The 25017-nt window shown below is 41.5% G+C and carries 25 protein-coding genes; 16 read left to right on the forward strand and 9 right to left on the reverse strand.

Annotated features, from left to right (window positions below):
* The first annotated feature begins 141 nt into the window (after positions 1–141).
* Positions 142–291 (forward strand): hypothetical protein, encoded by a 150-nt coding sequence (locus IEX12_RS08175; protein ID WP_155554522.1) that lies wholly within the window; start codon positions 142–144, stop codon positions 289–291.
* A 119-nt stretch (positions 292–410) separates the two neighbouring features.
* Positions 411–941 (forward strand): competence protein ComK, encoded by a 531-nt coding sequence (locus IEX12_RS08180; protein ID WP_102415528.1) that lies wholly within the window; start codon positions 411–413, stop codon positions 939–941.
* Here the strand turns inward: IEX12_RS08180 and IEX12_RS08185 are convergent.
* Positions 889–1278: a YhjD family protein gene (locus IEX12_RS08185; RefSeq protein ID WP_088049691.1), complete on the reverse strand. Its 390-nt coding sequence runs from the start codon at positions 1276–1278 to the stop codon at positions 889–891. The two genes, IEX12_RS08180 and IEX12_RS08185, sit on opposite strands and share 53 nt — an antisense overlap.
* Positions 1279–1489: 211 nt before the next feature.
* Between IEX12_RS08185 and IEX12_RS08190 the strand changes: the two genes are divergently transcribed.
* The 9 genes from IEX12_RS08190 (at position 1490) to IEX12_RS08230 (ending at position 14918) form a co-directional block, all read left to right on the forward strand.
* Positions 1490–2146 (forward strand): TVP38/TMEM64 family protein, encoded by a 657-nt coding sequence (locus IEX12_RS08190; RefSeq protein ID WP_088049692.1) that lies wholly within the window; start codon positions 1490–1492, stop codon positions 2144–2146.
* A gap of 53 nt (positions 2147–2199) precedes the next feature.
* Positions 2200–2751, forward strand: coding sequence for a signal peptidase I (lepB, locus tag IEX12_RS08195; RefSeq protein WP_088049693.1), 552 nt, complete (start codon positions 2200–2202; stop codon positions 2749–2751).
* 344 nt (positions 2752–3095) lie between these two features.
* Positions 3096–6587: a helicase-exonuclease AddAB subunit AddB gene (gene addB / locus IEX12_RS08200; RefSeq protein ID WP_188724941.1), complete on the forward strand. Its 3492-nt coding sequence runs from the start codon at positions 3096–3098 to the stop codon at positions 6585–6587.
* 1 nt (position 6588) lies between these two features.
* A complete protein-coding gene (gene addA / locus IEX12_RS08205) occupies positions 6589–10326 on the forward strand; it encodes a helicase-exonuclease AddAB subunit AddA (protein WP_102415526.1) in 3738 nt (1245 codons plus the stop codon).
* An 855-nt stretch (positions 10327–11181) separates the two neighbouring features.
* Entirely contained in the window at positions 11182–11334 is a 153-nt protein-coding gene (locus IEX12_RS08210) for a cytochrome c oxidase subunit 2A (protein WP_088049696.1), read from the forward strand.
* A 12-nt stretch (positions 11335–11346) separates the two neighbouring features.
* Positions 11347–11808, forward strand: coding sequence for a cytochrome c oxidase subunit II (locus IEX12_RS08215; protein WP_088049697.1), 462 nt, complete (start codon positions 11347–11349; stop codon positions 11806–11808).
* Between the two features lie 15 nt (positions 11809–11823).
* Positions 11824–13503, forward strand: a complete 1680-nt coding sequence (locus IEX12_RS08220; RefSeq protein WP_088049698.1) for a cbb3-type cytochrome c oxidase subunit I — start codon at positions 11824–11826, stop codon at positions 13501–13503.
* A gap of 221 nt (positions 13504–13724) precedes the next feature.
* Positions 13725–14357, forward strand: a complete 633-nt coding sequence (locus tag IEX12_RS08225) for an SCO family protein (RefSeq protein ID WP_188724942.1) — start codon at positions 13725–13727, stop codon at positions 14355–14357.
* A 3-nt stretch (positions 14358–14360) separates the two neighbouring features.
* A complete protein-coding gene (locus tag IEX12_RS08230; RefSeq protein WP_188724943.1) occupies positions 14361–14918 on the forward strand; it encodes a hypothetical protein in 558 nt (185 codons plus the stop codon).
* 48 nt (positions 14919–14966) lie between these two features.
* Here IEX12_RS08230 and IEX12_RS08235 read toward each other — a convergent pair whose 3' ends face one another.
* From IEX12_RS08235 to IEX12_RS08260, 6 genes are all read right to left on the reverse strand, one after another.
* Complete coding sequence (locus tag IEX12_RS08235; RefSeq protein ID WP_088049701.1) at positions 14967–15185, reverse strand: spore germination protein; 219 nt, start codon at positions 15183–15185, stop codon at positions 14967–14969.
* A gap of 49 nt (positions 15186–15234) precedes the next feature.
* Entirely contained in the window at positions 15235–15630 is a 396-nt protein-coding gene (locus IEX12_RS08240; RefSeq protein ID WP_159457752.1) for a spore germination protein GerPE, read from the reverse strand.
* Positions 15631–15668: 38 nt separating this feature from the next.
* Positions 15669–15842 carry a spore germination protein GerPD gene (locus IEX12_RS08245; RefSeq protein WP_088049703.1) on the reverse strand — a complete coding sequence of 58 codons (174 nt, stop codon included), beginning with the start codon at positions 15840–15842 and terminating at the stop codon, positions 15669–15671.
* A complete protein-coding gene (gerPC, locus tag IEX12_RS08250; protein ID WP_088049704.1) occupies positions 15839–16441 on the reverse strand; it encodes a spore germination protein GerPC in 603 nt (200 codons plus the stop codon). Before gerPC ends, IEX12_RS08245 begins: the two co-directional genes overlap by 4 nt.
* Before the next feature lie 81 nt (positions 16442–16522).
* Positions 16523–16747 (reverse strand): spore germination protein GerPB, encoded by a 225-nt coding sequence (locus tag IEX12_RS08255; RefSeq protein ID WP_088049705.1) that lies wholly within the window; start codon positions 16745–16747, stop codon positions 16523–16525.
* A gap of 17 nt (positions 16748–16764) precedes the next feature.
* Positions 16765–16977, reverse strand: a complete 213-nt coding sequence (locus tag IEX12_RS08260) for a spore germination protein (protein ID WP_088049706.1) — start codon at positions 16975–16977, stop codon at positions 16765–16767.
* Positions 16978–17402: 425 nt separating this feature from the next.
* Between IEX12_RS08260 and IEX12_RS08265 the strand changes: the two genes are divergently transcribed.
* The gene (locus tag IEX12_RS08265) at positions 17403–18599 is read left to right on the forward strand and encodes a DUF418 domain-containing protein (protein ID WP_088049707.1); all 1197 of its coding nucleotides are present in this window, start codon (positions 17403–17405) and stop codon (positions 18597–18599) included.
* A 75-nt stretch (positions 18600–18674) separates the two neighbouring features.
* On the opposite strand, the gene IEX12_RS08270 is transcribed toward IEX12_RS08265, so the two are convergent.
* Positions 18675–19871, reverse strand: a complete 1197-nt coding sequence (locus IEX12_RS08270) for an ornithine--oxo-acid transaminase (protein ID WP_088049708.1) — start codon at positions 19869–19871, stop codon at positions 18675–18677.
* Between the two features lie 235 nt (positions 19872–20106).
* Here IEX12_RS08270 and IEX12_RS08275 point away from each other — a divergent pair, with 235 nt between their 5' ends.
* A complete protein-coding gene (locus IEX12_RS08275; RefSeq protein WP_088049709.1) occupies positions 20107–20475 on the forward strand; it encodes a YisL family protein in 369 nt (122 codons plus the stop codon).
* Between the two features lie 49 nt (positions 20476–20524).
* Here the strand turns inward: IEX12_RS08275 and IEX12_RS08280 are convergent, their stop codons facing one another.
* Positions 20525–21487 carry an ABC transporter substrate-binding protein gene (locus IEX12_RS08280; RefSeq protein WP_088049710.1) on the reverse strand — a complete coding sequence of 321 codons (963 nt, stop codon included), beginning with the start codon at positions 21485–21487 and terminating at the stop codon, positions 20525–20527.
* Between the two features lie 193 nt (positions 21488–21680).
* Here IEX12_RS08280 and IEX12_RS08285 point away from each other — a divergent pair, with 193 nt between their 5' ends.
* The 3 genes from IEX12_RS08285 to IEX12_RS08295 all read left to right on the forward strand — a co-directional run bounded on the left by IEX12_RS08285 (position 21681) and on the right by IEX12_RS08295 (position 24889).
* Positions 21681–22697 carry a FecCD family ABC transporter permease gene (locus IEX12_RS08285; protein WP_088049711.1) on the forward strand — a complete coding sequence of 339 codons (1017 nt, stop codon included), beginning with the start codon at positions 21681–21683 and terminating at the stop codon, positions 22695–22697.
* A complete protein-coding gene (locus tag IEX12_RS08290) occupies positions 22694–23716 on the forward strand; it encodes a FecCD family ABC transporter permease (RefSeq protein WP_088049712.1) in 1023 nt (340 codons plus the stop codon). The genes IEX12_RS08285 and IEX12_RS08290 overlap by 4 nt, the downstream gene beginning before the upstream one ends.
* Positions 23717–23881: 165 nt before the next feature.
* Complete coding sequence (locus IEX12_RS08295; RefSeq protein WP_088049713.1) at positions 23882–24889, forward strand: NAD(P)/FAD-dependent oxidoreductase; 1008 nt, start codon at positions 23882–23884, stop codon at positions 24887–24889.
* Positions 24890–25017 lie beyond the last annotated feature (128 nt).

The following is a 25017-nucleotide window of genomic DNA, read 5'->3' on the forward strand; positions in this document are numbered from 1 at the left end:
CCTATTCATTATAAAGGATTTTTTGTTGTCTAGACAGTTAAAAATTGAACATTACCAACATTTTTTATTATTAGTTATAATTAATGCAACGCTAGTGATCCATTTGAAAGGGAAACTAATTATAAAAAGGATCTGTTAAAAATGGAAAAAAATAAGACAAAAGACCCAGAACTTGCAACATTTACACTGCTAAATCCGGATTTTTATACAGTAGAGAGCAGGGAAGCGATTGAGGAGAACCTGAGCAAAGACAACGAATTAACGGATAATGAAACGAATGATAGTTTGTGAACAAATTGTGAACTTATACGAAAATTTGATTTTTATAGTATCTTTTTACCTATATTTTTGGTAAATTAGTAAATAAGCCTCTTTCTTTTCATGGAACATGGAAAGGATGGATGAGAAAAATGTTTAATGATTATCTTTTCTACCCAGCATATGAAATTACTCCTTTGACAATGGCCGTATTAGTTCAGCGTGGTAAAACGAAAACAGGAAAAGTATCAACATGTATTTTAGAAGAGCAGGAAGAAATCATTGTTGAACAAACCCCTACGAAAATCATTGATTATGCCTGCAAGTTCTTCGGGTCGAGCCTAAAAGGGAGACAGGAAGGAACGAGGGATATTTGCGGGATCACGCATAAGGCACCAATTTCGATTGATCCGGCTAGTGGCATGTATTTCTTTCCCACGACATCACCATCAAGTGAAAAATGTTCATGGATTGCTCACTCTCATATTGACCAGGTGAATAAAGCTGCCAATCAATGTACGGAAGTGTTATTTAAAACCGGCAAGAAAATAGTTCTGGAAGTTTCATTCGGTTCGGTGTTAAATCAAATCCAGCGAACGGCACAATTTCGTTACTTATTGGACAATCGGATCAAATATTTGCAGAAGCAAACGGTTGAAATGGTTGCAGAGCCTTATGCATAAGCTCTTGAATAATTGCTTTTACCTTTTTTCGGATAGCCGGGTTAAAATAATTCCGTTTTTCTTCACGCCCTTGGCAAAGGAAGAGATAAGAAGAAAAAGAATCATTTTGATTTAAGGTAACGACTTTTATATCTTTTTTCTTCATTACTTCCTGTAACTTCCTTCGTTCTTCAGTTGCTTCCGCTGTCATTTTTTCCAGAAGTTCAAGATAAGGCTCTTTAATTTTGAAAGCTCCGGATTGTATTTCCTGAATGTCTTGCTGAATGACGATTAATGCCATGGAAAGAAATAAAAAGCTTGATGCTACATCTATTTCCTCATCACTAAGATAGCGCATAAGCAATCCCCTCTCAGGAACGTTTGTTCTATAACTATTATATGATAAAATAAGTAAAAAATACACTAAAAATATAATTTTTGTTCATAATGAAAAGAAAGAGGCAAAAAAGCGGCAATTATTGCTATGCAGATGAAGACAATTACTTTAAAATAAATATAGCAAAACTGTTTAACTTGGCGCTTTACTTGTGTGAGGGGATTTTAACGAAATGTATCTACTAGACATCAGCATAACAAATTGGCGAATGATTATTGAAAATGACTTACTGGACGAGTATATTCAACAGCTTCTAAACAATTATGAAAAATTGGGCCCGCTGCCGGGGATATTGCTGCCGTTTCTGGAAGCCTTTTTACCGTTTTTACCGTTAGTCGTGTTTGTTTTTGCAAATTCTGCTGCATATGGGCTGTTTCAAGGTTTTTTATTGTCCTGGTTAGGATCAAGCCTTGGCGCAATCCTTGTGTTTATTATTGTCCGCAAACTGGGGAAAAAGCGGATTTTTAAAGCTGTACGGAAAAATAAACAGGTACATAAAGTAACAGCGTGGCTTGAACGGCACGGTTTTGGGCCGTTATTTTTACTCATGTGTTTTCCGTTTTCCCCATCATCCGTCATCAATATTGTTGCCGGGCTGTCGAAAATCAGCCTGCAGCAATTTGTCTTGGCAGTTATCATGGGAAAGTCAGTTATGATCTTTACAATGGCATATGTTGGGGCAAGTATTATGTCATTTGCAGAGAATCCTGTCCGAACAATCATTGTAGGCATTTGTATCGCGTTATTTTGGGTGTTAGGAAAATATATTGAAAAAAGGTTGCAAAGAAGAGCGGAGGAAAGAGATGCATCGCAGCATAACGGTGATTAAACAGGACAAAAACAGGGTATGATGTAAAAGAGAATAACCCTGGAGGAAAGACAATGAAAAGATTAAATTACCGTAAAATTATTTCGGTCATTTTCTTTGCCATCGTTTTAGCGATCATCTTCCGGACTGTATTGTTTGCAAGCTATGTTGTTGATGGTGAATCAATGGAACCGACACTAAACGATGGAAATTTGCTAATGGTTAATAAGGTAGTCTATAACTTAAAAGATGTTGATCGTTTTGATGTTATCGTTTTTCATGCAAATAAGCAGAACGATTATGTGAAACGGGTAATTGGTTTGCCTGGAGATGAAATTGTCTATCAAGATGATAAGCTGTATATTAATGGGAAATATGTAGAAGAAAATTTTCTTGAGCCATTTAGAGATGTAAACGAAGCGACACCATTTACGAAAGATTTTGCATTACAGGAAATAACGGGAGCTAGCAAGGTGCCAGAAGGAAAATTATTTGTCATGGGTGATAATCGGGATAATAGCCTTGACAGCAGATCATTCGGTTTTATTTCGGTTGAACAGCTTGTCGGCAAGGTAGATATTAAATATTGGCCACTGTCACAGGCAAGTTTCAGTTTGGGAAAATAAAGGCGGAAGCACACTAGTGGAGCATGGCTGAAATGTATAACCCGTTATTGAATTGCCCGATTCTAGTGTTTGGCATAAAAATATATTAGGATAGTGGATTGGTTAATTCAGCAATGTTTCACTAGCCGCTGCTGGAGCTGGACGTGGCCAAACATGAATACCTAGTTATCCATGGAAGCACACTATGGAGTTCTTTCACAAGTAAGTTACAGTCTAAGTCTGAGAGTATAATAAAGCTTCTTTCTTTGATAAAATAGGAAAGAAGCTTTATTTTTTGATGGAAAATGTCTTTTGGTGAGAATAAGACGATTTAAAATAGATGCCATGTTAGGGGGATTTTTACAGTGGGGATACGATTTTTACTGGGGAAGGCTAGTACAGGGAAAAGCGGCAGAATACTTGACGAAATCAAACAAAAGCTGGAAGAAGATCCACGAGGTGCACCAATATTTTACATTGTTCCGGATCAAATGACGTTTCAGCAGGAATATGCATTGTTTCGTGATGAAACGATCCATGGCAGTACGCGTGCCAATGTTGTCAGTTTTTCCCGGCTAGCATGGCGGGTTTTACAGGAAACTGGCGGGGGAACAAGGCAGTTTATTAGTTCAACGGGTATGCAAATGATGCTAAGAAAGATTATAGAAGAAAAACAATCGGAATGGAACGTTTTTCAAAAAGCAATGGAAAAGCAAGGATTTCTGGAGCAATTGGAAAAAATAATTACCGAATTTAAACGGTATAGTATTACCCCCGAAATGCTGAAAATGGAAATAGAGCAAATAAATCAGTTTACACATAAAGAACCTGGTGAAGCGGCATTAACGAATAAGCTTCAGGACTTAACTTATTTATACGAAAAATTATCCATTACGCTGCAAGATAAATATATTGATAGTGAGGATCAATTGCAATTGCTGGCGGAAAAAGCAGGACAAGCCTCACTTCTGGATAAAGCGGATATCTATTTCGACGGGTTTCACCGCTTTACACCACAGGAGCTCTTCGTAGTCGAGGCATTAATGAAAAAGGCAAGCCATGTTACGATTGCTCTGACCATTGATGACCCGGAAGATACCGCTGTTTCTGAACTGGATTTGTTTTATCAGACGAAGGAAACCTACCAATTACTCCGGACAATTGCCAGAGAAAATCAGGTTGCTGTTGAAGACACAATTGTATTGCGTCCAGCACATGGCAGATTTAGAGATAATCCTGCTTTTCTCCATTTGGAAGCAAATTTTGATGTGCGACCCGCCCCTGAATTTCATGGTGATGTACCGATTCAAATTGCTGAGGCTGTCCATCCACGGGCAGAAGTCGAAGGAGCTGCTCAGGAAATTATTCGGCTTGTAAGGGAAGAACATTACCGTTATCGGGACATCGCGATATTTATCAGGCAATCGGAAAATTACCATGACTTGATTGCTACGATATTCGAGGATTACGGTATTCCTGTTTTTATCGATGAAAAACGGACAATGCTGAATCATTCGCTGATAGAGCTGATCCGTTCCGCTTTCGATATTGTTGAGGGGAACTGGCGCTATGATGCTATTTTTCGCGTGCTGAAGACAGGCTTTATTCCTGTTTCGGATAAACGATACCCTTTAACGGACGATGCGATTGATGAATTGGAAAATTATGTATTGGAATACGGGATTCGTTCACGAACACGCTGGACGAGTGATAAAGATTGGATATTCCAGCGGTTTCGCGGGTTTGATCAAACTGCCCAAACAGATGGCGAAAAAGAAATGCAGCAGCGGATTAATGCATACCGCAAACAAGTGGCAAGGGCATTAAAACCGTTTGATGATCAAATCCGGCAAGCGGGTACAGTAAAGGAAATGTGCCAGGTTTTGTTTCAATGGATGGAACAGCTTCATGTCCCGCAGCGCCTTGAACAAATGCGTGATGTGTTTGATGATGCTGGACAGATTGAAAAAGGTCGTGAGCAGGAACAAGTGTGGAATGCGGTCGTTCAGCTGCTTGACGAAATGGTCGAAATCATCGGGGATGAAACGATGGATCTAACAACATTTCGTTCGACACTTGATGCCGGGTTTGATTCGCTGAAATTTGCCCATGTGCCGCCAAGCATCGATCATGTTATCGTTGGAACTATTGATCGTTCGCGGATTAGCGGGATGAAATGTGCATTCTTGCTAGGCGTAAATGATGGTGTTTGGCCAATGAAGCCACAAGCTGACGGGATGATTAATGAAAGAGAACGGGAACTCCTGGCAGAGCATGGCTTACGGTTGGCTGAAAGCAGTAAGCGGCAATTACTGGATGACTGGTTTTACATGTATCTTGCGTTTACTGCAGTAAGTGATCAACTATGGATCAGTTATCCACTGAGTGATGAGGATGGGAAAGCGAAAATGCCTTCACAATTGATTAAACGGATGGAGGATTTGTTTCCTGCCTGCTGTGATCACCTGCTGCTTCAGGATCCCGATGAACTAGTGGAGGCTGACCGGTTTATTACGACACCAATTAAAACAAGGTCAGCGTTAACAGCCCAGCTTGCCCGTCATCGGAAGGGATACCCGGTACAGCCGATCTGGTGGCATGTGCTCAATTGGTATATAAAAACAAGTGAAAAATACGGAACAACTTATACGATTTTGCAAAGCTTGTATTACCAGAATAAACCGGTCAATCTATCAAAACGAACAACGGAAAAATTGTATCCAAAGCAAGTAAAAGCAAGTGTGTCAAGAATGGAAATGTATTATCGCTGTTCCTATCAGCATTTTGCTAAGTACAGTTTAGGACTTGATGAGCGGAAAACATACCAATTGGATGCACCTGATATTGGCCAGCTTTTTCATGAGGCATTGAAAAAAATAACCGAATGGATTCAAGCTGAAGGAAAAGATTTTGCCCAATTAAGCAAAATCGACACTGCCACCTATGCGCAAAAAGCGGTAACGAAATTGGCACCGATTTTACAGCATCAGATTTTGCACAGTTCGAACAGGTATCACTATATACAGCAAAAACTGGAGGAGGTTATTGCCAGAGCTGCATATGTTTTAAGTGAACAGGCGCGCCAAAGCAATTTTTCACCAATTGGTCTGGAGCTTGGTTTTGGAGAAAAACAAACACTGAAACCGGTCAGATTGCCGCTTGCCAATGGGTTTGAATTAATGCTTGGCGGGCGAATTGACCGGGTTGACAAGGCTATCAATCAGGAAAACCTGTTTCTCAGGATTATCGATTATAAATCAAGTGCAAAGGGGTTAAATCTTGTTGAAGTGTATTACGGCCTCACATTGCAGATGCTCGCTTATTTGGATGTTGTTCTGTCACAGTCGGAGCAATGGCTTGGAGTCAAAGCAACGCCAGCGGGAGTACTTTATTTCCATGTGCATAATCCAATGATTTCGGCAAAGCAAAACATGAATGATCAGGATATTGACAATGAACTTTTTAAAAAATATAAAATGCAGGGATTGCTTCTCGCTAATGAAGACACGGTAAAAATGATGGATACATCACTGGAATCGGGGACAAGCCAAATTGTCCCAGCAGGGGTAAAGAAAAATGGGGGATTTTATGCAAGCTCTCATGTTGCGGACCAGGAAACATTTCAAATCCTCCAAGGTCATATTCAACAGTTAATGATTAATGCGGGTATTGATATGACGGAAGGTGGCGTCCACTTAAACCCGTATCAGCATAAACAGAAAAACGCCTGTACATTTTGCTCATTTAGCTCCGTCTGTCAATTTGACCCGAGTCTGGACGAGAATAATTTCCGCAAGCTAACCGAAATGAAAGAAGACGACATCATCGAAAAACTGCGGAAAGACGGGGGAGTATAATATGGTGAATTGGACAAACGAGCAGCATAAGGCTATCTATACAGATGGAAGTGATGTACTGGTTGCGGCAGCTGCTGGATCGGGAAAAACTGCCGTACTTGTAGAACGGATTATTCAGAAGTTAATTAAACAGGACAATCCGGTTGACATCGATACATTGCTAGTCGTTACCTTTACAAATGCAGCCGCACAGGAAATGCGCAATCGTGTTGGGCTGGCATTGGAACGGGCACTTGCCGAAAACCCAGCATCAAACCATTTAAAAAAACAATTGTCCCTGTTGCAGCGAGCTTCGATTTCAACATTACATTCCTTTTGCCTGGATGTGGTGAAACAATATGCCTATTTGCTTGATATTGATCCAGGCTTCCGGATTGCCAATGATATGGAGGCAGATTTAATCAAACAGGAAGTCATTGCTGATCTGTTTGAGGAATGGTATGGCAAGGAAGGTGATGAACAAGGTCACTTTTTTGCTGTTGTCGATCGTTTTTCCAGCGACCGCAGTGATATAGATGTGGAGAATCTCGTACTTGACCTGTATACATTTGCGATGCAAAATCCTTACCCGGAGCGCTGGCTTGATCGTCTGGCGGAAACATACGACGTCAAAGACGGATGGACAGAAGCCAAATTGCCGTGGCTTTCGATCATGAAGCGGGAAGTAAGCAGCCAACTTGCCGCAATGAAGGAAGAAACGAGCCTCGCTCTTGGGCTGACGAGAGAAAATGATGGTCCATACCATTATGCTGAAGCAATTGCCGCCGATTTGGCCAACCTGGAAGAAGCATTAGCACAGCTTGAATCATGGGACAACCTGCAAGCTTACATGCAACAAAGCACCTTTGCCAATCTATCCAGGAAAAAAGTCGATTGTGACGAAACGAAGAAAAATAAGGTCAAGATGCTCAGAGACAGCTACAAAAAACGCTGGAATGATATGAAACAAAACTGGTTTACCCGTGATCTTTCGGGTCATATTGCCGATATGCGGGAGCTTGCCCCTGTCATTAAACAGCTGACGGAGCTTGTCAAACAATTTAAAGTACGATTTACCGAGCAAAAACGGGAAAAAGCGATTGTCGATTTTTCCGATCTAGAACACTATTGTCTCGAACTGTTAAGCGATACCTCAATGGGGAATGATTATCCTGTGCCGTCAACTGTAGCCAACCATTTTAAAAAGCAGTTTACCGAAGTATTGGTGGACGAGTATCAGGATACAAATCTGGTGCAGGAGACAATTTTGTCGTTGATCAGTGATCAGGACGGTTCAGGGAATATGTTTATGGTTGGTGATGTGAAACAAAGCATCTATCGTTTCCGACATGCTGAGCCGTCCTTGTTTATTGACAAATACAAACGTTTCGCCCAACCGGAAACGAACGGATTACGGATTGACCTGGCAAGTAATTTCCGCAGTCGTGAACAGGTGTTAATTGGTGCAAATTATATTTTTCGACAAATTTTGGATGAAAATGTAGGAGAGATTAATTATGATCAGGATGCCGAGTTAATTTATGCAAACCACATGTACGATTCACTTGACTTTCAAGAATCCGAACCGGAGCTATTAATCATTGACCGTGAAGCACCGGAAGAAAATGAAACACAGGAGGATGAACCGGAAAATTATCAAGACCTGGAAAAAGCGCAACTTGAAGCACGAGCATATGCCGAAAAGATTAAAGGCTGGATTGGGCAAAAGGACAACCCGCCACTAAAGGTTGTCGATAAAGCAACCCAAACACAACGGGGTATCCAATATCGTGATGTCGTAATTTTATTACGATCGATGACATGGGCGCCAACAATTGTTGATGAACTGAAAAAACAAGGTATCCCGGTTTATGCCGAGCTCTCCACTGGCTATTTTGAAGCAATTGAAGTGAAGATTATGCTGAGCTTTCTGAAGGTCATTGATAATCCAAGACAGGATATTCCGCTCGCATCGATATTGCGGTCTCCGATTGTTGGACTGAACGAGGAGGAATTAGCCAGGATCCGCCTGGCAGACAGGCGGCATACGTACTATGATGCCTTGAAAAAGTTTAATCGCCAGGAAACAGGAGAGACTGCTGTAAAAATAAACAACTTTTTAGAGCAGCTTAAACGGTTTCGTGTTGCCTCAAGGCAGGGAGCATTATCGGAGCTGATCTGGCAAATTTACCGGGAAACTGGCTATTATGATTTTGTCGGCGGTATGCCAGGTGGACGGCAGCGCCAGGCAAACCTGCGAGCGCTTTATGACCGTGCCCGTGGCTATGAGACTACATCGTTCCGGGGATTATTCCGTTTTTTGCGTTTTATTGAGCGGATGGAAGAGCGTGGAGAAGACCTAGGTGCAGCAAGGGCGCTTAGTGAGCAGGAAGATGTTGTCCGGATCATGACAATTCATAAAAGCAAGGGACTGGAATTCCCGGTTGTTATTTTAGGTGCAATGGATAAACAATTTAATATGCAGGATCTCAAACAACGCTATTTATTGCACAAGGATCTTGGTTTTGCCAGTAAATATATTGATCCGGTAAAACGGATTACATATCCGACCCTGCTTTTTCATGCTTTCCAAAAAGAGAAATTGCGAGAGCTTTTGGCAGAAGAAATGCGGGTTTTGTATGTTGCTCTGACACGCGCAAAAGAAAAACTGGTAATGGTCGCCAATGTCGCTTCCTTTGAGAAGAAACAAGCAAAATGGCAAAAGATGATCGATCATGGTGAATGGGTTTTACCAGCACACTATCGTATGGAAGCAAAAACATATTTGGATTGGGTTGGTCCTGCGCTGCTTCGTCACCAGAAAAATGCTGCATTACGAACAGAGGAATTAAGTGATGCTGTTTTGGATGAAATTAAGGTTGATCCATCGGCATGGAACGTTTCCATTGTTCATGGCAGTGAATATGCTAATTTAGATGAGGTAAAGGTGGAAGCGGACGCCAAACTGAAGGAAAATATAATCGAGTGGCAGCCATTGCTATTAGCGGATGCTGGATTAACCGAAGCCGTTAACCGACGTTTGTCATTCCAGTACCCGTTCCAGCAGGCCCAAACGGCCCGGGCTAAACAAACTGTTACCGAAATAAAGCGGCAGCGGGAAATAAAAGACGAATACAGCGATGAACAGCTTGTCCAAACATTTCAAGCACCAATCGTCACACGTCCTAAATTCATGCAGCAGGAACAAACTATCTCAGCGGCCGAACGTGGCACGGTAATGCATACGGTGATGCAGCATATTCCTTTGGACAAGGCATTAGCAGCTGAAGAGGTTGAGGAGTTTGCAGAAATCCTCGTGGAGAAAGAAATACTGACAAACGATAAAGCGGCGGTCATTGACTTTAGCGCTATAGCTCAGTTTTTTACAACCGAAATTGGCAAGTACATGCTTTCCACTCCCGAGCTATACCGGGAAGTCCCGTTTAGTCTGTCTTTGCCGGCTAGTCAGGTTTATCCGGATTGGTCAAGTGAAACGGACGAACACGTTTTGGTTCAAGGTGTGATCGACTGTATTATTCCAAAAGATGACGGCTGGATTATTTTGGATTATAAGACAGATGCCATTGATGGAGAAGTAACAGAACAGGTTACCAGCAAACTTAAGAAGAGATACATGACGCAAATGAACCTGTACCGGCAAGCAATTGAAACAATTTGGCACCAGCCGGTAAAAGAGACATACCTCTATTTCTTTGCTAAACAGCTGGTGGTTAAAGTACCGGATGCCACTGGCGAATAAGCACCGTGATTATGGGATGTGAGCAAGCAATGAAATTAGGTGCGTGAACATTCCCCAGGAGGGTGCGGACAATAAAACAGGACGAGTTGAGACAAGAAGAAACCTGTATTCATGCCAAACCTGGGAGAGCAGCCATACATCATTACTGAACAATAAACAGACCTATTCCATTATGGAATAGGTCTACTTGCGGTTAAGAAATATGAATGAGTCCCGGATATTCCTCCACTAGCCAACTCTTTTCCTTAAACCGATATATATTAACGTATGTAAAAGACAGACAGAAAGTGAATCAAATCGAATAAGTTTGCCTGACTGTCACGCCAGGTAAAATGGATACAAGGTTTTTCCCGCGTGCCAACGAACAGCCATTGATTCCCAATGAAACACCTTGCTTCTAAAACTTGTCACCTTTGTTCTAGGTAAAGAAAGTATAAAAATTTAGGTTCTATTCTGCTTACGTCAGAGTTGGCCATGTCCAGCTCCAGCGCCCAGCAACTAGCAAACTTCACACTCCTTCACTACGATAAGTCAACATCGGTTCGCTTCCAGCTCACCGTGTTTCCTTTATCTCATTGCGGAGTGCTCCAGTTTGTACGTTGCTAAACGGGCGCTTGCGCTTTTCTTATTGGATTGTGACGGATTTGTTGCAATTTATAACTGGTGTTAACAACGCGTAAACCTTTCTATACCAGTGGTTTGCCCCAATATCGTTACAGTGGGAACCCGCTGCTGCTAATTTTTCCCCCTATAACTGTAATAAAAATCACAGTTGCTCGTGATTTATTTCACTTCTTGCATAGCACTTCCCTAATAAGATGTAAGTGTAATAGTCAGAACCAGGGAGGGTTGGAAATGAACACAACCAAAGCGAATATTTCCAAACAGCAAGAGGGCGCAGATGACGTAAAATCGTTAAAAGGCACGTTGGTGTCAACAGGAATCGTCGGTGCTGTGATCGTCATAATGTGGGTAGCGGTATTTTGGTTATATATGACTAGATTATAGGGGGGAGAGGGCATGCATAAATTTGAGGAAATTTGGCTCACCTTAAGTGCAGGTATTTTAATCATTTTTATGGTGGTTGTCGGCTATCAAACGTTTGCATTAGGTATGGGGCCGCCAAGTGAAAAAGAAACGATTGATCCGCAAAAAGTAGATCAGATTGCACCATTTAACGATCCGGGAGTAAAGAAAATTGGTGAAAACGAATATGAAGTAGTCATGACACTACAGGCATTTGGTTTCAACCCAGGTAATATTGAAGTACCAGCTGGGGCAAAAGTGAACTTTACTATGACGTCAAAGGATGTGACACATGGCTTCCAAATTGCTGAAACAAATGTGAATGCAATGGTAATGCCAGGACATATTCAAAAAATATCACACACATTTGATAAGCCGGGAAACTATTTAATTTTATGTAACGAATATTGTGGCACAGGACATCAGATGATGTCTACAACAATTACCGTGAAGTAAAGGAGGGGAACTGAAATGGAACAAGCGATTCAATCAACATTACGGGAGAAAGCGAACAGAGCATTAGGTGTCAATCTCAAGGACGCGAAACTATCAAAAGCATACCTATCCGTATCCTTCATCACCTTGCTTGTTGGCGGTATTTTAGGATTATTGCAAGGGCTTGAGCGTTCCGGTTTGCTGGAATTGCCAGCTTGGCTGAACTATTATCAAGTGTTAACAGCACATGGAATTTTACTCATTCTTATTTTCACGTCAACATTTACAATCGGTTATTTATATGCAGGGGTTTCCCATACACTTGGCGGATTGCTGCCAAAAGTCCGGAAAATGGCTTGGACTGGATTTGTCCTCATGCTAATTGGTGTAGCATTAGTAGTCATCACGATTGTGGCAAATGAAGCGTCTGTTTTATATACGTTTTACCCGCCGCTTGCAGCATCACCGGTGTTTTATATTGGATTAGTGTTTGTTGTACTTGGAATATGGTCGTGCTGTTTTGGGGTGTTTATCAACTATAACCACTGGCGGAAAAATCATCGCGGTGAGGTAACTCCATTACTGGCATTTTTCGCTATGGGCGTCTTTGTATTATGGTTTTTTGGAAGTCTTGGTGTAACCACCGAAGTTTTAACGCTTATTCCTTGGTCATTGGGCTGGAAAGAAACGATCAATGTAATGGTTAGTCGTACATTGTTCTGGAGCTTTGGTCATACATTAGTAAACATTTGGTATATTGTAGCAACCTCCGCATGGTATGTCGTAGTACCAAAGATTATCGGCGGAAGAGTGTTTAGTGACAAATTAGCAAGACTGGTAGTTGTTTTACTAGTGATTCTTAATATACCTGGAGGATTCCACCATCAGATCATTGATCCGGGAATTTCGGAATCAGTTAAGTTTTTACATGTATTTATGAGTATATCAATTGCGTTTCCTTCTCTAATGACTGCATTCGCTATGTTTGCCGTATTTGAACGGGCTGGCAGGAAATTAGGTGGAAAAGGGCTGCTGGGATGGTTCAAAAAACTGCCATGGGGCGATGTTCGGTTCCTGGCGCCGATGGTTGCAATGATCGCCTTTATTCCTGCAGGAGCTGGTGGTATTGTAAATACGAGCAACCAGATGAACCAGGTTATTCACAACACATTATGGGTAGTAGGACACTTTCACCTGACAGTCGGGACATCAGTTGTTCTAACATTCTTTGGAATTTGTTATTGGCTGATCCCGTATTTAGCAAAACGCAAGCTAACACCACAAATGAATAAGCTTGGTGTCATTCAAACGATCATTTGGACGGTCGGAATGATTCTCATGTCTGGTTCCCAACATCTAGTAGGGCTCCTTGGTGATCCAAGGCGTACAGCTTTTACCACATACGGGGATCATAACACAGCATTAAGCTGGGTTCCTTATGAATATGTGATGGGGATTGGCGCGACGTTATTGCTAATCGGGGTAATTATTCAAGTTTACGCCGTATTTAACATGATGTTTTTTGCACCAAAAGGAGAGACTGAATTTCCAATCGGTGAACCGGAAGACGATGCACTGCCAACGCCAATTTGGATGGAACGCTGGGGGTTATGGATTGTCCTGATGCTAATGGTTGTTGCGATGGCGTATGTCGTACCTGTTGTTGATTTTATTGTAAATGCACCTCCAGGATCACCACCGATCAAGACATGGTGAAGCAGAGGTGGGATGCCAGAGGTCGGAAGCAGGAGAAAGAAGATCGGCGAATTCATTGCATGCAAATCTTGCCTCCGAATTCTGGCCCCTGATTACTGTATAAGTTCAGAGGCCAGTGAACAGAAGTCGGAAGTCAGAGAAAAGAGATCGGTAAATTCATTATATCTAAATCTGACCTCCGACTTTTGTCATCTGATTGCTAGATAAGGAAGTGATCGTTTATGAAAAATTGGCGTAATACGTTAGCTATTATACTAGTCATCATATTTGGAAGTGCATTATTTTACGTTGGTACAGATGGGTTCAGGGCGTTTACTGCGGAAAGTGCGAGAACATATGAATTGTTAAAAGATAAGCCAGTTTTCCCTGATGTGACATTACAGGACAGTCAGGAACGGACATATTCATTCGATGAGTTTGCCGAGGGGAAATTTGTGTTTCTAACGTTTATGTATACAAGCTGCACCACCGTGTGTCCGCAATTGGAAATGAATATGGCTGATGTTTATGAGGCGATTCCGAAAAAATATATTGGCAAGGATATCCTTTTCTTAAGTATCAGTTTTGACCCGGAGCGGGATAATCCGGAAACGTTAGCGAAATATCAAACCTATTTCGGCAGTGATGGTGAGACTTGGCGAATGGCACGGATCAATGATAAGAAAGAGTTGGATTCATTATTAAAGAGATTAGGTGTCATTGTCATTCCTGATGGGAACGGAAATTTCACTCATAATACGGCATTCTATTTAATAGGTAAGCAAGGTCATTTAATGGAGATACTGGATTATACGAAAATAGAAGATGCTGCAGATACCGTTATCGCGATGCTTGGTAATGAAACGGGGGGCTGACAAATGAAACAGGCAATGTATGGTTTATTGTTATATATTTTTTTGATCCTGCCGCCTGTTGCGAATTTGCTTGAGTCGATTATGATTGTTCATATGCATACCCAAATGCCGCTGCTCGTTTTTTCCGGATTTCTTATGGCGCAATTTTTCCAACTCCGCTTTCCACGCTTTTTTGCCAAATGGAATCAAAATGGTGTACCAGGGCTTCTCCTTTTCCTTATCGTTTGGAGTTATTGGATGATACCACGGGCGATGGATGAGGCAATTACGATTCAGGTCGTCGAGATATTTAAATTTATTAGTTTGCCATTTTTAGCTGGGGTTCCCCTACGTGATAGTTGGAAGAAGCTCAGTACTTTCGGAAAAGGATTTATTTACGTATTTATTATGCTTATTTTTTCATTAATGGCAGTTTTGTATATTGGTACGGATGAACAAATATGTAACAACTACCTGGAGGTCGATCAAAAAACACTTGGCTGGGGGTCACTTGCGATGGCGGCGTGTATGATTATTTATGGTATCCAGTTCATTTTCACCGATCAATCAACCTATGAATAAAGAATCCGCCCTCCGCGATTTTGGATTAGATTTGCGGAGGACCGATCCCTATGCATTTGCAGATATAATTTGGTCGTATGCATCCTGATCAAATGGGTTTGTCGAGCTAATACCTGTATTGGTACAAATAAAGTCCCCTGTGTTGAACGAACCGGAACCAGAGCTTGTTTTTGATGTGCTTTTGGGAGACAGGTAAAAGGAATCTCCAAAATTAACAACCCCACCATCAATGCTGTTTACTTTTAGCGGACCTACAATAGATGGCATTTTTACACCTTCCTGGGTTTTTTTCTTCCTAGGATAAACTATGAATCCTTTATGTGCTTTGTGCAGGGCTAACATCTTCTTCACGCAAGATCCGGAAATGTTTTATTCGAGCCTCGGCAGATAGTTTATGAATGCTGCCGATTTGAAAGATAGAAGAAGTATCAACCCCAATGAATTGAGCCTGTTGTACATGGATAGATGGCTCATGATGATAGATTCGCTGCTTTACGTTACTGCTTTTATTCAGCCACTTGGCAGGCCGAGTAAATAAATCGTAATTTGTAAATGGGACATCGTCTTTAGGAGTGAACACAGCCCCTTCTTTTTGTACTGCAATCACCCTTGAAATTGGCCGTGAAAATTCCGTATCGCCGATTGCTAAAATGGAACTAAAGGCAACGGAAGCACCTTCGACATTTTTTACACATGCAGTCCTTTTTTCCAATTGAATCACCTTTTCAGAAATCTGTTTAGTCTGCTTTATTATGGCGCTAATGGAACAATCGCTCCAACCGTGAAAGCTTCAGGTGGGGTATCGAAAAATGATGAAAGGATCATTTCATCATTATCACCGATCAGAAACACGGATGAGGCTGTAATGGCATCAATTTCCACATTACATACGTTTAATCCCCAGTTATGAACTTCCAGATTCATTGATCTTCTCCTTTTTGTTCATTTCCTTGCATATAGGAAACAAGCGATTGGTAAATTTCTTGTTTAATTTGCTCCGTAATGTAGGCCGTTAATTGATCCTCTGAAACTACTTTATTGTTTTTTCTTGCTTCTTGCTCGTAAAAAGCAATCCGATGGGGAAGTTGTTTTTCAATATCCTGGAGCATGATGGATTGGAATCCTTTATCAACAGGGTTCCGATATTGTTCAGCTAAATGCTGGATAAGTGTCGGTCCCTCTTTGCTGAGATACCGGCTTAAATCAGTTAATAACGTTTGCTTGATTGGCTGTTCGACACCAACCTGGTCGCCCTGGTTTGCTTGGTTTGCCTGGTTAATTCCAAGGTCATCAATGTTCGCCAAGTCACTTGGTGTCAGCCCGATATGCAGTGTCCCGTCAAGTCGCTCAATTTTTAGCTGATCAAAATTATATTCGATTTTCTCGATTGTGTTTTTGTTTTTCTCCTGTGCGATCTGTTCCACTTGATTTAGCCTTGATTCCAATTTTTTTATTTTCTTATCTTGTTCTTTCATATGCTGATGGAGGTCGTAAAAGTAATTCGTCCATTCATTTCCGTTCATGAAAAAGTCCCCCTAAATACCTGATAGATCAATTAGCGCTTTTAAAATAGGCTAGGGCCCATGATTATTGTATGCGGCTCTTTAAAAGTTGTGCTTCCTCGTCTCTGGTGCTAGCGGAATTAATGGGGAAGTTATATTTCTAACTGCTTCAGCTTCTGCCGCCGGTTCGGTGTATCCTCCGGTATTGTGGATATCTGCTTGTGACTGGATACTGCCAGTACTGCCAATTTGTAAAACGGAAGAATTTGTAATTGAACCGATTTTGATGATATTAATATGGATGGACTGATGAATCGTAATATTCATATTCCTCACTCCGTTAATTACTCAACTGGCTGGTCAATAAAATCTTTGTCATGAACATACGTATGCGAATTGGCAAGTTTTACCCGAATGCCGTCACCTGTATTAAAGGAACCGCCGCCAGCATAAGTTTTTGCCGAGCTTTCCGGGCACATGGAATATACGTCGCCAATATTAAAAATACTGGACGAAGCAACTGTTATGACTTTAACTGCACCTACTTTTGCTGGCATTGATAGTCCCCCTTCTTTATTAATGAAAAAAATTGAAAATTAGCTATATTAATTTATTATCTGGAAAGGCTACGTCCGGCTCCAGCGCCCAGCGGCTAGTGCAACACCCGCCTCCGTACGATAAGTCAACATCCACTCGGGTAAGAAGGAAGGCCGACTAAAAGCGGACTTTGCGTCCAACGTCGGCATACCCCTTTTGCAGGGGCATGTTTCCTTTATCTCCTACGGTAGGATTGTTCGGTTAAGACCGCTGCTTTGCGCAACAACACCGAACCACCCACGTTGCGCGGGCGCAGCACATACGCCGCTAACCGGGCGCTTGCGCCTTTGTTCTATAGTTTATGTGATTTTCCTAAATTGTTGAAACAGGGAAGGAAGTACAGCGAGCAGCAGCGAATATATAATTAGGAGGGAGGGGGTGGGAGATGAACAGTCAAGCTGCTCCAATAAAAGAAGCAAGTCGCCTGCAATGGGTCGATGCCGCTCGCGGATTTGCGATATTTGGAATATTTATGGTGAACATCGGAGCATTTTCCGCTCCATATTTTTTGTATGGTGGAGCAGAGGATACGTGGACTCAGACGATTGACCGCTATACGATGGAGATAATCGATATTTTCTTTCAGGCTAGTTTTTACACGTTATTCTCCCTATTATTTGGATTTGGTTTTCAAATGTTGAAGGAACGACTTGTGGAAAAAAATATTGATGTCGGTCCATTTTTGTTTCGCAGACTTTTTATCCTGATTTGTTTCGGTGTGATTCATGCTTTTTTCATTTGGAACGGAGACATTTTACTTTCATATGGCATTATCGGGCTGTTTCTGCCGGCATTTATCAATCGTTCGAACAAAACAATGGTAATCTGGGCAGTGCTGATTTTAGGTGGTAGTACATATGTCTATTCCCGTTTCTTATATGCCTTTAGGGATTATTTGGATTATTATGATGTTGCTGCCATTTATTTGGCGATAGAGCATTATAGCAGCAGTAATTTGCTTGTTATTCTCGGCCAGAATAGTAAAGACTGGTTTTACGCAAATGGCATATTCTCGTACTTTATGTTAGCAACAACATTATTACCGTTGTTCCTTTTCGGCATGTTTATCGCCCGGAAACGCTGGCTGCATCAGCCTGATAAAAACAAAAGTCTGCTTGTTACGGCATGGGTTATAAGTCTTGTTATTTTCCTGGTGTTAAAAATGGGGCCGTATGCGTACGGGAATCCGACATGGTTTTCGTATATTCAGGATAATATTGGCGGAACAGCATCCGCATTATTTTATGTCCTATCGATTGTGTTGCTAACCCAAACTAAAACGGGTATGAAACTAATGAAACCATTAACATATGTTGGTCGCATGTCACTAAGCAATTACATAACACAGTCGATTATCTGTTTTATCCTCTTTTATGGAGTCGGGTTTGGGTTGTATGGGTCAATCCGCCCAAGTGTTAGCGTGGTGATTGTTGTGATCGTTTTCGTTGGTCAAATTTTTGTGAGCAGATGGTGGTTTTCCCATTTTCTGTTTGGTCCATTGGAATGGATTTGGCGGAGTTTAACATATTGGCAGCGGCAGCCACTGAAAAAGGTCCGAAAAGAACAGTTGTCTAGTGAATAGCTATGCAAGTTGTAGACAGTAAACTGTGCAGCATCAACAAAACAAGGCTTTCCAAATAGAAAGCCTTGTCACCTATTACTCTGCTAAAACCTCTTTAATATGCTTAATCGCCCAGTCCAAATCTTCTTTTTTAATAATAAGTGGAGGTGCAAAGCGAATTACATTTTCGTGTGTTTCTTTACATAGCAATCCTTTTTCTTTTAACGCCTCGCAATATGGACGGGCAGATTCCGTTAATTCAACGCCGATAAATAGTCCTTTGCCGCGAACTTCTTTAATCGCTGGGTTATCAATCTTACGCAATTCGTCCATCATATAATTGCCAAGTTCCAGTGAACGGTCTGCCAGGTTTTCTTCCTCCAGCACTTCAAGCGCGGCTACGGAGACTGCACATGCTAATGGGTTACCGCCGAATGTTGATCCATGTGATCCGGGGTTAAATACACCAAGAATATCTTTGTTGGCGACGATGCAAGAGATTGGCATCACACCACCGCCAAGTGCTTTTCCTAAGATGAGAATGTCCGGGGTGACGTCCTCCCAGTCACAGGCAAACATTTTTCCAGTACGAGCAAGACCCGCCTGAATTTCATCGGCAATATATAGTACGTTGTTCGCTTTACAAATTTCATATGCTTCCTTCAGAAACCCTTCCGGCGGGATAACGATACCTGCTTCCCCCTGGATTGGTTCAAATAGGAAGCCTGCCGTGTTTTCATTAATAGCTTCCTTCAATGCCTCAATATCGCCATATGGAATAAGTTTGATCCCTGGCAGCATTGGGCCAAATCCACGCTTGTATTCTGCTTCTGATGATAGAGAAACCGCTGTCATGGTACGGCCATGGAAATTTCCTTCACAGGCAATGATCTCGGCCTTGCCTTCTGCAACACCTTTCACATCGTATGCCCATCTGCGCGCAGCCTTGAAAGCTGTTTCGACAGCCTCGGCACCAGTATTCATTGGCAGGGCATTTTCTTTGTTTGTCAATTTGCAAATTTTTTCATACCATGGGCCTAACTGATCATTGTGAAAGGCACGAGAAGTTAATGTTACGCGATCAGCTTGTTGTTTTAATGCTTCAATAATTTTCGGGTGCCGATGTCCCTGATTAACTGCTGAATAGGCACTTAGCATATCCATGTAGCGGTTGCCCTCTGGATCCTCTACCCAAACACCTTCTGCTTTTGTTATCACAACAGGGAGCGGATGATAATTTTTTGCCCCGTACTCCTGGGTTTGATCGATAATTTGTTGACTTGATTGTGCCATCTTATCCCTCCTGGTTTTTGGAAAAACGCTGCTTAAATTGAGCGGCAAGTTCGTGTTTTTCCGAATTCTAAAGTGAAATACAATACATTTTTCATTATAACAGTTTTCTGTATGTTTGACTTCCCTTAGCAATGTTCATATAATTTTCAAATGAATTTATTGGATGGACATGATATGATAGCTTTATTAGGCAAATAAATTGGCCAGTATGAAAAACATTGAGGAGGAACTTCGGGTGAATACACATTTACACATAACAGCTTGGGCATTGGCCTTTATCTTGTTTATTATTGTTGTCATACTCAATAAGCAAGGGAAGGCGAAGGGTGCAAAAATTGTTCAAATGATTTTAAGACTGGATTATTTACTGATCCTGTATTCAGGCGGGGCATTGCTGGCAAAATATTTTGGTGGAAGTCCAATGATGGGAGAGGCCATCTTTAAAGGACTTGCAGGTATCTGGGCAATATTTGCCATGGAAATGATCAGCTTGAAAACAGGTCGGGAAGAGCCGACCAAAAGCTGGTGGATCCAATTGGTAATCGCTGTATTGTTAACAATGGTTTTAGGATTTGGTCGACTGCCAGGCGGCTTATTGCCATAAACTATAAAGGGCAAGCCCCCATTACCTCTGGGAGACTTGCCCTTTATTTTTATTTCACCAATTCTTTTAACACATCATCAATTGTTTTCTCTGATGCAATTAGTCCTTTATTTGTCCAATGGCTTGGGTCGTTCAGGGTATAAACATGATCATTTTTGGCCGCCGGCGTATTTTGCCAGACTTGACTATTTTGTAATGTTTCCATTCCTTGCTCGCCTTCTTCAGCCAATAGAAAGACATGATCCGCTTTCAGTTCGGATAGCTTTTCGATGGAAATCGGATTCCATTGCGCTTTTGCATTACCTAAACTATCAACTAATGCTGGCACTTGCAATCCAAGATCGGAATAAAGTACGTCAGCAACATGACGGTCTTTCTCAAATAGATAAAATTTATCTCCCATGACCATTATAGCAGCAACCGTCTGATCACCAATTGCGTCAGTAAGCTTTGCTTTTGCGTCTTGCACCTTATCCTTATACTGGTTTAAAACATCCGTAGCTTTGTCTTGTTTTTGGAATATTTTTCCGAACGTTTCAATTTGTTTTTTCCAGTCGGTGGTCACTTCTTCAGGCATAACGTATGTTGGTGCGATCTTTTGATAATCCTCATAGCTTCCTTCATAACTGTCAAGATTACTTTCCAGGATAATTAAATCCGGACTTTTCTCAAGCACTTGCTCAACAGGCAGGTTCCATTCAATTCGCGGTACATCCTTGAGCTCGTCTTCCAAATAATTTTGGATTGATTCACCGATGGACCACTTGGCAACGGGCGTTATCCCTAATGCTAATAAAGCATCTTCGTGATACGGCGCAATGACATTCTTGATGTCTGCCGGTAAGGTTACCTCACCCATTTTACTATCAAGTGTTACCTCTGTATTACCCTCTGATTCCGTTTTGGACTCATTTGTTTGCTTATCATCTGCACTATTTCCACAAGCAGCAATAATCATGGATAGTACAACTAGTAAGGCGAAGATGGTAAGACGTGATGGGATTCGTTTCATATATGTAATTCTCCTTTTTAATGTTTTCCCTAACGGTAATGATAATCATTTTCAATTGAATTGTCAATTAATTGTTGAATCCTTCGATCAAATATCATTGCAGTACATAACGTTTACGATTATACTTTTAATTGATTATGATTATCAATCAAATTGATTTGCCGAGCACATTTAGTAAAGTCAGGGGAATATGATGTTTTCAATGATAAAAAATTCGCACGCACTTAAATTAGCAATTAATGTAGTTGCATTACTAGCTTTAGTTTTTTCCATCGGAATATCTGTTTCTTATGGTGCTGTTGATATAAAACTATCAACTGTTTGGCAAGCCATTTTTCACTTTGAGAGTAAGCTCACCTCTCATCAAGTAATCCAGGAATTGCGCTTACCTAGGGCGATTGCTGCAGCATTAGTTGGTTCGTTTTTAGCCGTATCAGGGGCAATTATGCAAGGACTGACCCGAAACCCCTTGGCATCGCCATCCATCATGGGGGTTACCGATGGCGCTGCATTTACGCTTGTAATGATGCTTGCCTTTTTCCCGGGAGCAGGTAATTTGGGCTATACCATGGCAGCTTTTGCCGGTGCTGGTATAGCGGTTGTCCTTGTGTTTATGGTTGGTTCCTTTTCCACAAGTGGCCTGACTCCTGTTAAATTAGCTTTAGCTGGTGTAGCAATCGGAACCATGTTAAGTTCTTTGTCCTCCGTTATTTCATTACACTTCCAGCTTGAAAAAGAAATGGGTTTCTGGATTGCCGGCGGACTAGCTGGTGTAAATTGGACGTCGATTCACATCCTGCTACTGTCTGGTGCAGCAGGTTTATTTTTGGCATTTTTTATTGCTAGATCAATCACATTGCTAAGCCTTGGTGAAGATGTTTCAACTGGTTTGGGACAGAATAATGTGGTAACGAAGGTAATTGGTATTATTGCTGTATTAGTCCTGACCGGATCGGCTGTTTCCATTGCCGGTACGATTGCATTTGTTGGTTTAATTGTGCCACACATTACCAGGTTTATTATTGGCACAGATTATCGCTGGATTATCCCGACCTCAGCAATATTTGGCGCTCTTTTGTTAGTGATATCTGATGTAACAGCGCGTTTAGTTAATTCTCCCTTTGAAACGCCGGTAGGAGCTATTACATCACTCATTGGTGTACCTTTCTTTCTATATTTAGCACGTGGCAGTGGGGGGAGTAAATCATGACATCAGAGAAAACCTTGAAACGAAAAAGCTTTATAGCATTAATAGGTCTATTAATCGTGCTCATTGTGGTAATGTTTTTTGTTAGTTTAAGTATCGGGGTTATTAAAATAGCACCGTTAGATGTGATTCGTACCTTGTTTGGTTACGGAACAGCTAAACAAGAGCTTGTTCTATTTGATTTCCGGTTGCCAGGAATCATTCTTGCTTTATTAATTGGAGCGGGACTAGCTGTGTCAGGGGTGATATTGCAAGGGGTAACGCAAAATGAACTTGCTGATCCTGGAATATTGGGAATCAATACGGGAGCAGGGCTTGCCGTTGTGTTATTTATCTTTTTTTTCCAGGATACATTAAACGCGGGAAGTACCTTATCTGCTTTTATCATGCCACTATTCGCTCTGATCGGAGCTCTTTTTGCAGCACTATTGATTTATGCCTTGGCATGGAAGAATGGTGTTAATCCAATTCGGCTTATTTTAGTAGGAATTGGTGTTAATGCTGCTTTTAGTGCGGCATTAATCATAATTCAATTAAAAATGGACCCACAGGATTTTCGCCAGGCGACCGTTTGGCTGTCGGGTGATATATGGAATGCTGACTGGAATTTTGTGTTTGCTTTATTGCCCTGGATTTTCATTTTAATTCCGTATGCCATGCATAAGGCACGCAGCTTAAATGTGTTAAATCTGGGTGATGAGATAGCGGCGGGGCTTGGCTCAAAGGTGGAGAATGAGCGGCGAATTCTTTTAATGCTAGCAGTTGCGCTTGCTGGTGCTTGTGTTGCTGCAGGTGGAGGAATTGCCTTTCTCGGGCTTGTAGTCCCGCATATCGCGAGGCGAATTGTAGGTCCAACCCATCAGTTGATTATTCCGATTTCGACACTTGTCGGTGCCTTATTATTAATGACAGCAGATATAATCGGGAAAAATCTGCTTACACCAACACAGATCCCGGTCGGCATTGTCGTTGCTATTTTAAGTACACCATATTTTGTATATTTATTGATGAAAACGAAGTAGGGACAAGAGCGGTAGCGTACTGGTGAAAGGTTGGACAATGTTAGATCTGATTTGGGCAGTATTTCATCTAAATTGGACTGTAAATCCTTCACTCCGGACAGAAATTACCTATTTTTGCCGGTATAGACGAACATCAAGCCAGAAAGTATAAAGGGGATAAAGCGGATGGAAAAACAATTAGAGCTTTACGACGTTACAATTATTGGTGGCGGGCCGGTTGGCTTGTTTACGGCATTATATAGTGGGATGCGGGAAATGAAAACAAAGATAATCGAGTTTCTCCCTTTTCTTGGCGGAAAAGTTCCCTATTTTTATCCGGAAAAAATAATTCGTGATGTCGGTGGAATAGCTAAGATATCCGGGATAGGATTAACGGAGCAGCTAATCGAACAAGCGAAAACGTTTGATCCGACGATAATCCTGGAGCAACAGGCAACCACTTTACAGAAATTAGAAAATGGTAATTTTATAGTTCGAACACAAACCGGGGAAGAGCACTATACCCGGACGATTATCCTGGCAACAGGCTTTGGCGCTTTAAAAACAATCAAGCTCGGATTACCAGAAGCTCCTGTCTATGAAAAAACGAATTTACATTATTTTGTCCGGGAGCGTGAACGGTTCCGTGGTAGAAAAGTTATTATTTCTGGTGGTGGAAATACAGCGATTGATTGGGCAAATGAGCTCGAACCGATTGCCGCGGAGGTGAGCGTGGTTTACCGAAAAGATGCGTTTCCGGCGATGGAAAGTAGTGTAACGAAAATGCAACATTCATCCGTAAACATTTTTACACCGTATAGCATTACCGGGTTGACCGGTAATGGAGAAGCAATAGCTGAAATTACAATTGAAAATGTCAAAACAGGTGAACAGAAAATACTCCCACTTGACGATCTTATTGTCAATCATGGATTCGAAATCGATTTAGGTACTATTTCAGAATGGGGCTGTGACATGTTTGATGGGGTAATTAAAGTCGACAGTACAATGCAGACGTCCATTCCTGGAATATTTGCAGTTGGTGATATTGCGTATTATCCGAACAAATTGCATTTAATCGCTGGTGGATTTAATGAAGGACCAATTGCGGTAAACCATGCCAAACAGCACATTGCACCAAATGAGCAATTGGAAACACTGTTTTCGACTAACACGGACCGTTTTTCGGACTAATTTTACTGAATCCTGCCTTTTTGGAACTACTGCTTGTTAACAACCACCGTATTATGAATGATTTTTAACAATGTTGCCGGGATTGTTGACTATTGACCGAAAAGGAGAATAATGAAAGGTAGGCGACT

It is taken from the genome of Lentibacillus populi, from assembly GCA_014642895.1.
Classification (GTDB): domain Bacteria; phylum Bacillota; class Bacilli; order Bacillales; family Amphibacillaceae; genus Lentibacillus_C; species Lentibacillus_C populi.